The sequence below is a fragment of the Synechococcus sp. Lug-A genome (assembly GCF_024345655.1).
Taxonomy (GTDB): Bacteria; Cyanobacteriota; Cyanobacteriia; order PCC-6307; family Cyanobiaceae; genus MW101C3.
Genome location: NZ_JAGQBN010000011.1, coordinates 1 through 12,800, shown reverse-complemented (window position 1 = coordinate 12,800; position 12,800 = coordinate 1). Strand labels below are relative to the sequence as shown.

The 12,800-nt window shown below is 67.0% G+C and carries 12 protein-coding genes and 1 pseudogene; 6 read left to right on the top strand and 7 right to left on the bottom strand.

The genetic code is table 11. The annotated features are described in order from the left end of the window. Positions 1-13: 13 nt before the first annotated feature. The 3 genes from rpoB to rpsT form a co-directional block, all read right to left on the bottom strand. Positions 14-3,310 (bottom strand): DNA-directed RNA polymerase subunit beta, encoded by a 3,297-nt coding sequence (rpoB, locus tag KBY86_RS09425; RefSeq protein ID WP_094510214.1) that lies wholly within the window; start codon positions 3,308-3,310, stop codon positions 14-16. Between the two features lie 230 nt (positions 3,311-3,540). Further along, positions 3,541-4,389: a TatD family hydrolase gene (locus KBY86_RS09420; RefSeq protein ID WP_255140943.1), complete on the bottom strand. Its 849-nt coding sequence runs from the start codon at positions 4,387-4,389 to the stop codon at positions 3,541-3,543. A gap of 199 nt (positions 4,390-4,588) precedes the next feature. Further along, entirely contained in the window at positions 4,589-4,897 is a 309-nt protein-coding gene (gene rpsT / locus KBY86_RS09415; protein WP_094510212.1) for a 30S ribosomal protein S20, read from the bottom strand. A gap of 131 nt (positions 4,898-5,028) precedes the next feature. Between rpsT and hisD the strand changes: the two genes are divergently transcribed. Then, a complete protein-coding gene (gene hisD, locus KBY86_RS09410) occupies positions 5,029-6,312 on the top strand; it encodes a histidinol dehydrogenase (protein WP_094510427.1) in 1,284 nt (427 codons plus the stop codon). Between the two features lie 48 nt (positions 6,313-6,360). Here the strand turns inward: hisD and rpiA are convergent, their stop codons facing one another. Genes rpiA through KBY86_RS09395 form a run of 3 tightly spaced genes read right to left on the bottom strand, consistent with a single transcriptional unit; the run spans position 6,361 to position 9,243 of the window. Continuing rightward, positions 6,361-7,074, bottom strand: a complete 714-nt coding sequence (gene rpiA / locus KBY86_RS09405; RefSeq protein WP_094510211.1) for a ribose-5-phosphate isomerase RpiA — start codon at positions 7,072-7,074, stop codon at positions 6,361-6,363. A 46-nt stretch (positions 7,075-7,120) separates the two neighbouring features. Further along, positions 7,121-8,374 carry a trypsin-like peptidase domain-containing protein gene (locus KBY86_RS09400; protein WP_315855854.1) on the bottom strand — a complete coding sequence of 418 codons (1,254 nt, stop codon included), beginning with the start codon at positions 8,372-8,374 and terminating at the stop codon, positions 7,121-7,123. Between the two features lie 26 nt (positions 8,375-8,400). Beyond that, entirely contained in the window at positions 8,401-9,243 is an 843-nt protein-coding gene (locus KBY86_RS09395) for a metallophosphoesterase (protein ID WP_255140942.1), read from the bottom strand. Positions 9,244-9,347: 104 nt separating this feature from the next. Between KBY86_RS09395 and KBY86_RS09390 the strand changes: the two genes are divergently transcribed. From KBY86_RS09390 to KBY86_RS09370, 5 genes and pseudogenes are all read left to right on the top strand, one after another. Further along, positions 9,348-9,632: a hypothetical protein gene (locus tag KBY86_RS09390; RefSeq protein WP_094510209.1), complete on the top strand. Its 285-nt coding sequence runs from the start codon at positions 9,348-9,350 to the stop codon at positions 9,630-9,632. 155 nt (positions 9,633-9,787) lie between these two features. Then, complete coding sequence (gene rimP, locus KBY86_RS09385) at positions 9,788-10,255, top strand: ribosome maturation factor RimP (protein ID WP_255099868.1); 468 nt, start codon at positions 9,788-9,790, stop codon at positions 10,253-10,255. A 69-nt stretch (positions 10,256-10,324) separates the two neighbouring features. Then, the gene (gene nusA, locus KBY86_RS09380) at positions 10,325-11,770 is read left to right on the top strand and encodes a transcription termination factor NusA (protein ID WP_255099869.1); all 1,446 of its coding nucleotides are present in this window, start codon (positions 10,325-10,327) and stop codon (positions 11,768-11,770) included. 10 nt (positions 11,771-11,780) lie between these two features. Further along, on the top strand, positions 11,781-12,059 hold the full coding sequence (locus KBY86_RS09375; protein ID WP_255099870.1) for a YlxR family protein: 279 nt from the start codon (positions 11,781-11,783) through the stop codon (positions 12,057-12,059). A gap of 63 nt (positions 12,060-12,122) precedes the next feature. Continuing rightward, positions 12,123-12,263: pseudogene (locus KBY86_RS09370) on the top strand (translation initiation factor IF-2 N-terminal domain-containing protein); the annotation flags it as partial. Positions 12,264-12,568: 305 nt separating this feature from the next. On the opposite strand, the gene KBY86_RS09365 reads toward KBY86_RS09370, so the two are convergent. Next, a partial coding sequence (locus KBY86_RS09365) for a hypothetical protein (RefSeq protein ID WP_255140995.1) occupies positions 12,569-12,800 on the bottom strand: 232 nt, incomplete at its 5' end.

Genomic DNA, 12,800 nt, shown 5'->3' with positions numbered 1-12,800 from the left:
CAGGCGTGGATCTTCAGTCGTCGTCGAAATCCGCGACGCCGAGCGACTCGTAGGTGGGCCGGTTGGGGGTGCTACGGCGAGGATTGACGTCCTGCATGAGGTCAACCTCGACGCCTTCGTCGGTGTACACCGCGATGTCCAGACCCAGGGACTGGAGCTCGCGCATCAGCACCTTGAACGACTCAGGTGTGCCGGGGCGAGGGATGGGCTTGCCCTTGACGATGGCGTTGAGTGCCTCGTTGCGGCCCTGCATGTCGTCGGACTTGACGGTGAGCAGCTCCTGCAGCGTGTAAGCGGCGCCGTAGGCCTCCAGGGCCCAGACCTCCATTTCCCCGAGCCGCTGGCCGCCCTGTTGGGCTTTGCCGCCGAGAGGCTGCTGGGTGACGAGCGAGTAAGGGCCGGTGGAGCGGGCGTGGATCTTGTCGTCGACAAGGTGCACCAGCTTGAGGATGTGGGCATAGCCCACGGTGACCGGTTGGTCGAACTTCTCGCCGGTGCGACCGTCGATCAGCTGGATCTTGCCGGGGTTCTCGGGGTCATAGACCCAGTCTTTGCCGGGTTGATTGGCAGCTTCTTCGAGGTACTTCTGCACGGTGTTCTTGGAGGTTTCATCCCCGTGCATCTCATCGAAGGGCACCACCTTCACGCGGCAACCCAGGTGGGAGGAAGCCCAGCCCATCAGGCACTCGAACACCTGGCCGACGTTCATCCGGGAGGGCACACCCAGCGGGTTCAGCACGATGTCGATGGGGGAACCATCGGGCAGGTAGGGCATGTCTTCGCGGGGAAGAATGCGGCTGATGATGCCCTTGTTGCCGTGGCGACCGGCCATCTTGTCGCCCACCTGAATCTTGCGGCGCTGGGCCACATAGACGCGCACCACCATGTTCGCGCCCGGCGGCAGTTCATCGCCCTGCTCGCGGGTGTAGATGCGCACGTCCACCACGCGGCCCCGTTCGGTGTTGGGCACCCGCAGAGAATTGTCGCGCACATCGCGAGCCTTCTCACCGAAGATCGCACGCAGCAGCTTCTCTTCCGGCGGCTGATCGGATTCCCCTTTGGGCGTGACCTTGCCGACGAGGATGTCACCCGATTCGACATAAGCGCCGATACGGATGATGCCCATTTCATCGAGATTACCGAGGCTCTCTTCCGCCACATTGGGGATTTCCCGCGTGATCTCCTCGGGTCCGAGCTTGGTCTGGCGGGCTTCGATCTCGTACTTCTCGATGTGCACCGAGGTGTAGAGGTCGTCCTGCACGAGCCGTTCGCTCACCAGGATGGCGTCTTCGTAGTTGTAGCCCTCCCAGGGCATGTAGGCGATCAGCACGTTCTGGCCCAGGGCAATCTCACCGCCCTCGCAGGCAGATCCATTGGCCAGCACCTGGCCGGCGATCACCGCATCGCCCTGCTTGACGATCGGGCGCTGGTTCAAGCAGGTGTCCTGGTTGGAGCGCTGGTACTTCTGCAGCAGGTGGGGATGGTCGACACCGTCGACATCGCGGATCACGATCGCCGTGGCATCCACGAAGGTGACCACACCGTTGACACGGGTGATCGGCACCATGCCGGAGTCGCGCGCGACCTGGGTTTCAAGACCAGTGCCCACCAGCGGCCGCTCGGGCCGGAGCAGGGGGACCGCCTGACGCTGCATGTTCGAGCCCATCAGGGCACGGTTGGCGTCGTCGTGCTCCAGGAAGGGGATCAAGGAGGTGGCCACCGAAATCACCTGCACCGGCGACAGCTGGACGTAGTCCACCTGGGTGGGTGGAACGGTTTCGAAATCCTGGCGGTAACGGACCGGAACCAGTTCGGCCTGAATGCGTCCCTCGGCGTCGGTGGCCACGTCGCCAGGAGCAACGCGACACTCGTCTTCGAGGTCGGCGGAGAGATAGATCGGGTCGCCCTGCTTCAGGACGATGCCATCCTCAACGCGCCAGAAGGGAGTTTCGATGAAGCCGTATTCGTTAACCCGCGCGTGGGTGGCGAGCGAGCCGATCAGACCGGCGTTCGGCCCTTCCGGCGTCTCGATCGGGCAGATGCGGCCGTAGTGGGAGGGGTGAATGTCACGCACGGCGAAGCCGGCGCGCTCCCGCGTGAGGCCCCCAGGGCCGAGGGCGCTGATGCGGCGTTTGTGGGTGAGCTCGGCCAGAGGATTGGTCTGGTCCATGAACTGGCTGAGCTGGCTGGAGCCGAAGAACTCCTTGATCGCCGCCACCAGGGGCTTGGGGTTCACCAGCTGAGCCGGGGTGAGCGACTCGGTCTCACCGACGGTCATGCGCTCCTTGATGATCCGCTCCAGCCGGTTGAGGCCGACGCGCACCTGGTTCTGGAGCAGCTCGCCCACCGAGCGGACACGGCGATTGCCGAGGTGATCGATGTCGTCGACTTCGTAGCCGGGCTGTCCGAGCTGCAGGCCGATCAGGTAGTCAAGGGTGGAGAGCAACTCCTCCTTGGTGAGCACCCGGGTTTCGTCGGGAACCGTGAGCCGGAGCTTCTTGTTGATCTTGTAACGGCCGACCCGGCCGAGGTCGTAGCGCTTGGCATCGAAGAAGCGGGAATCCAGCAACTGCTGGCCACCGCTTACCGACGGGGGCTCGCCTGGACGCAGCTTCTTGTACAGCTCCAGCAGAGCCTGATCCTGGGAGGTGATCAGCTCGACGTTGGTGGCTGTTTCAATCGTCTTGCGGTAATAGTCGGGGTGCCGCAGTTTGTCGAGCACGTCGACGTCTGAGAGGCCCATGGCCCGCATCAGCACGTGAGCGTTGATCTTGCGGGTCTTGTCGACCCGGACGTGCATCAGCTCGTTCTTATCGGTTTCAAACTTCAGCCAGGCACCGCGGTTGGGGATGACACTGGCGTTGTAGGTCTTGCGGCCGGTCTTGGGGTCGGGCTCTTCCTTGAAGTAGACGCCGGGGCTGCGCACGATCTGGTTGACGATCACGCGCTCAGCGCCGTTGATGATGAAGGTGCCGCGCTCGGTCATCAGCGGCAGCTCACCGATGAAGACCTCCTGCTCCTTGATCTCACCGGTTTCCTTGTTGACCAACCGGCAGGTGACATACATCTGCGAGGCGAACGTGGCGTCACGACGCTTGGCGTCTTCCACGTCGTGGCGGGGGCGCTTCAGCCGGTATTGATCGCCGACGAAATGCAGCTCAAGCTTTCCCGTGTAGTCGGTGATCGGGGAGAAGCTGTCGAGCTCCTCGATCAGGCCTTTCTCCAGGAACCATTTGAAGCTCGCCCTCTGTACCTCCACGAGATCGGGCAGGTAAGTGGCGGTCTTGGCGACCTGGATCGCGCTGCTCATGCGGGGACCTGCAGTACGGAGGGGGAGGAGTGACCTGGAACGGGGGCGTCAGCGGCTTGAAATGCCCTGGGGCTCAAGGCAAGGGGGAATGAGCCGCCTGCGCGCTGGAAACGGGCGGATCAGGCGGGTGGAGCCGGAAGGGGCGGCCCGCCTGAATCCGGCCTATGGAGCTCTGTTCAAGACTGCTGACGTCGACAATGGAGCGCTCGCGCTGCCAGACCAATAAAACATCATACACATTGAGGAATGGATGTCACAGGAAGTCGAAAAAGACCTACCGCATTGGCGGTGCTGCAAGCCGCCACTTCTGTGAGGGTTTCCCCGCGCAACACAGCCATCCGCTCGGCCACGGAGGCCACAAAGGAGGGTTCATTGCGCTTGCCCCGACGGGGGACCGGTGCGAGGAACGGGCAATCGGTTTCCACCAGATAGCGGTCGGCCGGCACCTGGCGGGCACAGGCGTGGGTGGCTTCGGCTTTGGCGAAGGTGACGGTGCCGCTGAAGCTGATCAGCAGCCCCAGCTCCAGAAACCCTTCCATTTCTTCAGGGGTTCCGCCCCAGCAGTGCATCACCCCGCGGGGGCAGCGTCCTTCGCTCTGCCGGGCTCGCAGCTCGGCCAGCATGGGTTCGGCCGCATCGCGGCAGTGGATGATCACCGGGAGATCCAGCTCCACGGCCAGGTCCAGCTGCGGACGCAGGATGTCAAGCTGCACCTGAAGATTGGTGGCGCGGAAGCTGTCAAGGCCCAGCTCCCCGATCGCCACCACCCGCCCATCGGCCTGAGCGGCAGCGCGCAGCACCGCGGGGGTGTCGTCCTGCCAATGCTCGGTGTCGAGCGGATGAACCCCCACGGAGTAGCGCAGCTCAGGGATGCGATCGGCGAGGGCGCGAATCGCCGGAATCTCGGCAGGTTCGACGCAGGCGTGCAGCAGGGAAACCACCCCGGCCTGGCGCCAACGCTGAATCACTTCCTCGAGATCGTGCTCGAAGTTGCGAAACACCAGATGGCAGTGGCTGTCGATCAGTGCTGGCGTGGTAAGCGCTGGCGTGGTCAGTGCTGGCGCGGACTGGCCTGTCATGACGGCGGCGTGGAAGGGCAGCGGCGTAGACCGGACAGAGAGGTGGAGACGAGGTAGTGCCCTGAACTGCAAGGAGCCCTGCAGGGGAGGGCAGCTTGGAGGGGGTGGCACCTGTAGGACATCTGCCGGGGCTGCAGTGCCTGCAAGCTCAAGCAGTGAGCTGCGTTGATGAACAAAGGAGAGAAACCCCGGCGGGCGATCAGGCCTTGGGGGCGGTTGCCGGTTCGATCGCCTGTTTCACGGCGTGGCTGAGCCGGGACTTCTGGTTGGCGCCGGTGTTGCGGTGAAGAACGCCGCGCTTGACGGCCTTGTCGATCTTGCTGAAGGCCGCATTCATGGAGCTGCGAACCGCTTCCTTGGCCTCATCGCCAGGCTGCTGCTCGTAGCTGGAGACGGCGGTGAGGCAGCGCTTCATGAGCGTGCGCACAGCCGACTTATAGGAGCGGTTCTTCAGCCAGTTGCGCTCGGCAACCAGGATGCGCTTCTTCGAGGATTTGTTATTGGCCACAGGCGGGTTCGGCGCTGAATCGGCAGTCGCTGATCCTACCTTCAACCCTGCCGACCTGCCCAGGGGCGGGGATCTAGCTTGAACCGACACGCACGAGGCCCCCGGTGACCAACGCACCAGCAGCTCTGGCGATGCAGGTGCTCCAGGAACCGGAGGCGATCGGCAGCCGGCTGGAGGAGATCGCCCAGCGCACCGGCAGCGCCGAGATGAGCGAGGCCGCACGGCAGGTGGACGCGATCCTCGAGCGGGTGCGCCTGGAAGGGGATCAAGCGCTGCTGGATCTCACCGAACGCTTCGATGGTGTGCGGCCCGACCCCCTGCGCATTCCGGCGGAAACGCTCGCCGAAGCCTGGCGCACCTGCCCCGCAGACCTGCGCAGTGCCCTGGAGCTGGCCCATCGCCGCATCCTCGATTTCCACCAGCGCCAGCTGCCCCGCGACATCAGCGTCAGCGGCGTGCATGGCGAGCGCCTGGGCCGGCGCTGGAGCCCGGTGGATCGGGCCGGGCTGTATGTGCCTGGCGGCCGGGCCTCTTACCCCAGCACCGTGCTGATGAATGCGGTCCCCGCCACTGTGGCGGGCGTTCAGCGCCTGGTGATGGTGACCCCACCGGGTCCCGACGGCTGGCCCAACCCGATCGTGCTGGCAGCGGCCCACCTGGCCGGCATCCGTGAGATCTACCGCGTCGGAGGGGCCCAGGCGATCGGGGCGCTCGCCTACGGCACGGATTCGATCCCGCGCGTGGATGTGATCACCGGCCCGGGCAACCTTTACGTGACCCTGGCCAAGAAGGCGGTGTACGGCCGGGTGGCGATCGATTCCCTCGCCGGCCCGAGCGAGGTCCTGGTGATCGCCGACCAGAGCGCCAATCCCACCCATGTGGCGGCCGATCTGCTGGCGCAGGCGGAGCACGACCCGATGGCGGCGGCAATCCTGCTCACCACCAGTGCCGCCGTGGCCAAGGCCGTGCAGCATGAGGTGGAAGCCCAGCTGCGCAACCACCCCCGGGCGGAACTGGCGGCCACCGCCCTGCGCGACTGGGGGCTGATCGGCATCTGCGCATCGCTGGAAGAGGCGGCTCGGCTCAGCGACCGCTTCGCCCCGGAACACCTTGAGCTGCTGGTGGAGCGGCCAGCCCCACTGGCCGACCACATCCGTCATGCCGGAGCGATCTTCCTCGGCCCCTGGAGCCCTGAGGCGGTGGGCGACTACCTGGCCGGCCCCAACCACACCCTGCCCACTTCAGGCACGGCCCGCTTCGCCGGCGCCCTCAGCGTGGAAACCTTTCTGCGCCACACCAGCCTGATCCAGTTCAACCGCCAGGCCCTGGAGGCCACCGGCCCCGCCGTGATCGCCCTGGCGGACAGTGAAGGCCTGCACAGCCATGCGGAATCGGTGCGGCTGCGGCTGAACTGAAGCCCGCCGCAACCGCTCTTGTTACGCCGCCACAACCGCTGACGCCGGTCAGCGCTTCGGCAGGTCTTTCACCTCGGGCACGCCGTCGGTGATCTGACCCACCAGCACCTGGTCGGCCAGGTTGACGAACAGACCGTTTTCCAGCACGCCGGGGATGTTGTTGATCTCCTGCTCCAGCGAAACCGGGTCGCCGATCCCGCCGGGGAACTTCAGGTCGAGCACGAGATTGCCCTGGTCGGTCACCACCGGGCCGGCCTTGCGCACGGCCATGCGCAGCTCCACCTCCGCGCCGATCACCTCCAGCTCCGACTTCACCTGACGCCAGGCGGCGGGCAGCACCTCCACCGGCAGAAGAAAACCCAGATTGAGTCGTTCCACGAGCTTGGTGGAATCCACCACCACAACGAAGCGCTGGGCACGGCGCGCCACCAGCTTTTCCTGCACGTGGCAGGCACCGCCGCCCTTGATCAGCTGGAAGTTGGGGTCGACTTCATCGGCACCGTCGATCGCCAGGTCGATCCGCTCGACCGCGTTGAGGCTCTGCAGCGGGATGCCGAGCTCCGCAGCCAGCACTTCGCCTTGAAACGACGTGGTCACGCCCACGATGTTGGTGAGTTCACCGCGGCTGAGCTTGGCGCCCAGCTCCTTGATCATCAAGGCGGCCGTGGAGCCTGAGCCCAGACCCAGCACCATGCCATCCCGGATCTGGTCAACGGCCGCAGCAGCCACCGCCTGCTTCATGCGGTCCTGCAGATCTGACATCGAAGGCGCGCCAAAGGCCGTGACCGTAGCAAGGGCGCGGGCAGGCTCAGGCGGGGTGGGGCAGGGCGCCGGGACGGATCGAGAGCTGCAGTTCGCGGGCACCGCGCACCACTTTCAGCGGCAGGCTTTCACCGACCTTGGAAGCCTCCACCTGCTCCAGCAGGCTGGCTGGATCCCGCACCGGCCGATCGGCCGCCGCCACCACCAGGTCGCCGCGGCGCAGGCCGGCGGTTTCGGCCGGGCTGTCGGGCAGCACACGCTGCACCAGCGCGCCATCGCGCTCCGGCAGCTGGAGAATCGCATCGGGATCACGGTTGTTGTCACGGGCGCGGCGGGCAGTGAGCGGCACCAGCTGGAGGCCCAGGTAGGGATGCACCACCTGGCCACCGGTGCGCAGCTGGTCGGACACCCGCCGGGCCAGGTTGATCGGGATGGCGAAGCCCAGACCCGCACCGGGACCGGAGCGCACCAAGGTATTGATGCCGATCACCTCTCCGCTGGCATTGATCAGTGGCCCCCCGGAATTGCCGGGATTGATGGCGGCGTCGGTCTGGATCAGATCAAGCCGCTTGTCGGCGAAGCCAAGGCTGGTGATGTTGCGGTGCAGGCTGCTGACGATGCCGAGTGTGACCGTGCGCTCCAGTCCGTAGGGGCTGCCCAGGGCGATGGCCCAGTCACCCACTTCCAGGGCCTCGGAATCACCAAGGGGAGCGGCAACCAGATCGGGCGAGGCGTCGATGCGCACCACCGCCAGGTCGGTGACCGGATCGGCGCCCACCACCCGGCCATCCAGCTGGCGGCCGTCAGCGAGGGTGACCTCCACCAGATCGGCCCTATCCACCACATGGGCGTTGGTGAGCACCAACCCGGAGGCGTCGATCACCACGCCGGAGCCCTGACCCCGCTCCCGGGTGCTGCTGGAGGGGTCACCGAAGAGATCACGCAGCAATGGATCGAGCAAGGCGGGGTCGAAGGCCTGGCGCGCCACACTGCGCTCGGTGTCGATCCGCACCACCGATTCCCCCACCCGCCGGGCGGCCTGCGACACGAAGCTGTGAGGTGGAACCGTCGCGGCCGCTGGGGGCGGGGCACTGGGAGGCGCGGCCGTAGCGGCTCCGGCTGTGCTGGCTGCAGCCGTGTTGGACGTAGCTGGGACCGGGACGGTGGCCGCTGGCGCCGCCGGTGAGGGGGGGGCGACGGCCAGGGCGGATCCCGGGCCCGCCGTGATCAGCAGCAAGGCCAGCGGCAAGGCCAACAGGCGCAGCCACAGGGTACGGAGCACGCTGGAGTCGGAGGACACGGGCCCGAGACGTGAGGCCACTGACGCTAGGGGGGTGACGCTTCACCCGCTGGCGCCGAGCCGGGGGCGGCAGTGGCGGTGGGGGTGGCGGTAGCAGCGGCGGTTGCAGCAGCAGCGGCAGGCCAGCGCCGCAGTTGCTGCTGCCAGCGGCCGTCCGGGGCCAGCTCCCAGACGCGCCCGCCGGGATCGCAGGCACGGCCCAGCGGGCAGGCCTGCACCGCCTCGAACTGGCGGTGGGTGGAAGGACACCCCAGCAGCTGCACGTCGGGCCGGCCGGGCAGCACCCCCCGCCAGTGCTGATGGATGTGCCCGAAGGTGACCGCCCTGAGCCAGGGGCAGGCCGCCAGCAGCTCAAGCAGGGCAGCAGGGTGCCGCAGGGCGATCCCATCCATGACGCCGTGGCCGATGGGCACCGGCGGATGGTGCAGGGCCACCAGCAGGGGGCGGTCGGCCGCTTGCAGTTGCTCTTGCAGCCAGCGCAGCTGATCCGGGCCGAGCCCACCATCGACGCGGCCAGCCAGGTGGGTGTCGATCAGCAGCAGCCGCCATTCGCCCAGATCGACGGTGGCCGGTGCGATCACAGCCTGCCGGCCCAACGCCGCCCGCAACAGGGCCGGGTGGTCGTGGTTGCCGGGCAGCAGCGCCACCGGCCAGCCCCGGGCGCTCAGCAGCTGCCCCAACCGCACATAGCCACCCCACGACTCGTCCTGGCAGAGGTCGCCGCTGATCAGCAGCAGATCGAAGGGAGCTTCGCCCGGCGCAAGGACCTGCTCCAGCGCACTGGCCAGCGACGCGTTCGGCTGAAAGCCATGAAGCCAGCCGTGCGGATCGGCCAGCAGATGGGGGTCACTGAGCTGAAGGAGGCGCACAGCTGGCAACGGGAACTTTTTGACGTCGCACCTTTTCGACGTCGCAACAGTGGGGCCCGGGCCCGCAGATAGCAGCCTAAGTTGCCTCCAACCGCCGCCATGCCATGGCTTCGATCCCCCCCGGCACCCGCGTGCGCTGCGCACTTTGTCAGGTGGAGATCCAGGGGATGGTCGGTGGCAATGACCAGGTGCTCTTCAGCCAGGGCGCTCCCGGCACCCGCGCCAAGCTCTGGGCGAGGGTCTGTCAATACGTGAAGGAGCCGCAGCGCTGCATCAACCAGGACGCGGCCCTGCGCGGTGAAGCGGGAGTGGACGACTTTTATGGGGAGGCCCCCAGCCTCGGCCTGTTCGGCGGCGCCCCGAGCACCAGCCTGGGCACCACGGAGTGAGGCGTCGCCTGGCCTCTGGGCGGTGCTGGAGCACCGACCTCTAGGATGACGAAGTGCCCGGCGGGCATACCCAGGCGCATGAGCTTGCTCCAGCGTCCGGGGCAGTTCTCTGCAGGAGCCGGTCGGGCTCGCTCCACTGCTCCTGACCCGGCCCGGTGCCCCACCCCCTTCTTCCCGCACTGGAATCCCTCGCGCGCCGGGTGGCTGACACAACCGGATTTCGCGTGGTGGAGGCGCAGATCCAGACCCATCGCCATCCCTGCATCGTTCTGGTGCAGATCCGCACTGGTGATGGCGGCGATGTGACCCTCGACGATTGCGCCGCCTTCAGTGGTGCCCTGGCTGAGGCGATGGAGGCCGAAGAGCTGCTGAGCGAGGCCTATGTTCTCGAAATCAGCAGTCCTGGTCTCAGCGACACGCTGGTTGAAGACCGTGACTTCCACAGCTTTCGGGGTTTCCCGATCGAGGTGCGGTTCCGGGATTCCAGCGGAGCTGAATGCACCCGTGCCGGGCTGTTGCTGGAGCGCGACGACGCCTTCCTGCACCTCAACGTCCGTGGCCGCCGCCAGCGGATTCCCCGCCAAGACGTGCTGACCGTCAGCCTCACCCGGCCGAGCGAGTGACTCCGCCCTCAGCCTGAGCGGCGCGCCGCTTCCCAACCCGATTGTTGTTCCAACCCCTCTTCCCATCCCATGGCGCTCGTTCTTCTCCCCGGTCTGCAGAACCTGATCGAGGACATCAGCGATGAGAAGAAGCTGCCCACCCAGGTGGTGGAAGCGGCCCTGCGCGAGGCGCTGCTGAAGGGCTACGAGCGTTACCGCCGCACCCTCTATCTCGGCATCAGCGAGGACCCGTTCGAGGAGGACTACTTCAGCAATTTTGATGTGGCCCTCGATCTTGATGAGGAGGGCTACCGCGTGCTCGCCAGCAAGATCATCGTCGAGGAGGTGGAGAGTGAAGACCACCAGATCGCCCTCGCCGAGGTGCAGCAGGTGGCGGAAGACGCCCAGATCGGCGACACCGTGGTGCTCGATGTCACCCCCGAGAAGGACGATTTCGGCCGCATGGCCGCCTCCACCACCAAGCAGGTGCTGGCCCAGAAACTGCGCGACCAGCAGCGCCGCATGATCCAGGAGGAGTTCGCCGATCTGGAGGATCCCGTGCTCACCGCCCGGGTGATCCGCTTCGAGCGCCAGTCGGTGATCATGGCGGTGAGCTCCGGGCTTGGCCGGCCGGAGGTGGAGGCGGAGCTGCCTCGTCGCGACCAGCTTCCCAACGACAACTACCGCGCCAATGCCACCTTCAAGGTGTTCCTCAAGGAGGTGAGCGAGGTGGCGCGCCGCGGGCCGCAGCTGTTCGTCTCCCGGGCGAACGCCGGCCTTGTGGTGTACCTCTTCGAAAACGAAGTACCGGAAATCCAGGAAGGTTCCGTGCGCATCGTGGCGGTGGCGCGGGAAGCCAACCCCCCGTCACGGGCCGTGGGGCCACGCACCAAGGTGGCAGTGGACAGCGTGGAGCGCGAAGTGGACCCCGTGGGGGCCTGCATCGGTGCACGCGGCTCCCGCATCCAGCAGGTGGTGAACGAACTGCGGGGCGAGAAGATCGACGTGATCCGCTGGTCTCCCGATCCGGCCCAGTACATCGCCAATTCGCTCAGCCCGGCACGGGTGGAGATGGTGCGGCTGGTGGATCCGGAAGGGCATCACGCCCACGTGCTTGTGCCGCAGGACATGCTCAGCCTGGCGATCGGCCGGGAAGGCCAGAACGTGCGCCTCGCCGCACGGCTCACCGGCTGGAAGATCGACATCAAGAACGCGGCCGAATACGACCAGGTGAGCGAGGACGCCCGCGCCGCCGAGCTGATCGCCCTGCGCGAGGAAGACGAGCGCCAGCAGGCCGAGGCGGAAGCCCGCCTGGCGGTGGAGCAGGCCAACCGCGCGGAGGAGGATGCGCGCCTGCGGGAGCTCTATCCCCTGCCCGAAGACGAGCTCGACCTCCAGGAAGAAGACGAAGAGCCTGTCTATGAAGGTGAAGCCGAGCCTGGGGAAGACGCTGAAACTGAGGCCGACGCGGAAGCGGCAGCTGACCTGGAGCCCGAAGGCGAACCCGATGCGGAAGCTGAGCCGCTCAACGGCTGAGGGTCACCCGATGGCACCCCCCCCCACCCTGCGGCGTTGTGTGAGCTGCCGCCTGCTGGCCGACCGGGACCAGTTCCTGCGGGTCATCCGCCTGGCGGGTGGCGGCATCGCACTGGATCAGGGCATGGGCCGCTCGGCCTATCTGTGCCCCACCCGGGCCTGCTTTGACGAGGCGAAGCGGCGAAAGCGGGTGCAACGCGCCCTGCGCTGCGCGGTGGCGGAATCCACCTATGCCGCGCTTGAACAGCGGCTGAACCGCTCTCCGGCAGCAGCCTCTGAGGCAAGATGATTGATGGCTGCACCGCGTGTGGGGCCCGGCGGCACCTGCGGCCCCGACCGATCGGAGACCTGAATGACCAGCAGCGGCAAAGTGAGAATCTATGAGTTGTCCAAGGACCTGGGCCTGGACAACAAGGACGTGCTCGACGCTGCCGAAAAGCTGTCCATTGCCGCCCGCAGCCACAGCAGCTCGATCAGCGATGACGAAGCTGCTCGCATCCGGAAGCTGATCCGCCCCAACGGCAGCGGCATCTCCCGACCCACGCCGCCCTCCATGACCGCCCCGAAGCCCGCGACACCGCCGCTGGCGGAGCCTGGCAAAGCGATCCTGGCCGTGAAGAAAGCGGCTCCTGTAACGCCGCCGGCCACCGCGGCCGCCTCATCCGTTGCCGCACCTGAACCCCCCCCGGCCCGGCCGCCAGCTCCTCCGGTCATCGTTGCCCAGCCGGCCCGCCCTGCGGTTTCCCCGCCAGCGCCGGTGAAACCTGTTCTGGTGCAATCTGCCGCGCAACCTGCGGCTCAGAAGCCCCCCTCCACCACTCCGCCACCAGCCAGGCCCACGGCGCCGCTGCCCACACGTGCGCCGGCCGCCGGCTCAGCGCCTCCCTCCCGGCCCCCTGCCGCGCCCCCTTCAGCTGCCGCCCCTTCGGCTGCCGCCAAGCCGGCACCCTCACGGCCGGTGGCCCCTCCCGCGCGCCCTGCCACCCCGGTGAGCAAGGCCCCGGCCATGCCGGCACGCAAACCCGAACCG

Coding starts and splice junctions, on each gene's coding strand:
- nusA (WP_255099869.1), top strand. CDS start 10,325: ATGGCGCTCGTTCTTCTCCCCGGTCTGCAGAACCTGATCGAGGACATC.
- KBY86_RS09420 (WP_255140943.1), bottom strand. CDS start 4,389: ATGACAGGCCAGTCCGCGCCAGCACTGACCACGCCAGCGCTTACCACG.
- KBY86_RS09390 (WP_094510209.1), top strand. CDS start 9,348: ATGGCTTCGATCCCCCCCGGCACCCGCGTGCGCTGCGCACTTTGTCAG.
- hisD (WP_094510427.1), top strand. CDS start 5,029: ATGCAGGTGCTCCAGGAACCGGAGGCGATCGGCAGCCGGCTGGAGGAG.
- KBY86_RS09375 (WP_255099870.1), top strand. CDS start 11,781: ATGGCACCCCCCCCCACCCTGCGGCGTTGTGTGAGCTGCCGCCTGCTG.
- rpiA (WP_094510211.1), bottom strand. CDS start 7,074: ATGTCAGATCTGCAGGACCGCATGAAGCAGGCGGTGGCTGCTGCGGCC.
- rpoB (WP_094510214.1), bottom strand. CDS start 3,310: ATGAGCAGCGCGATCCAGGTCGCCAAGACCGCCACTTACCTGCCCGAT.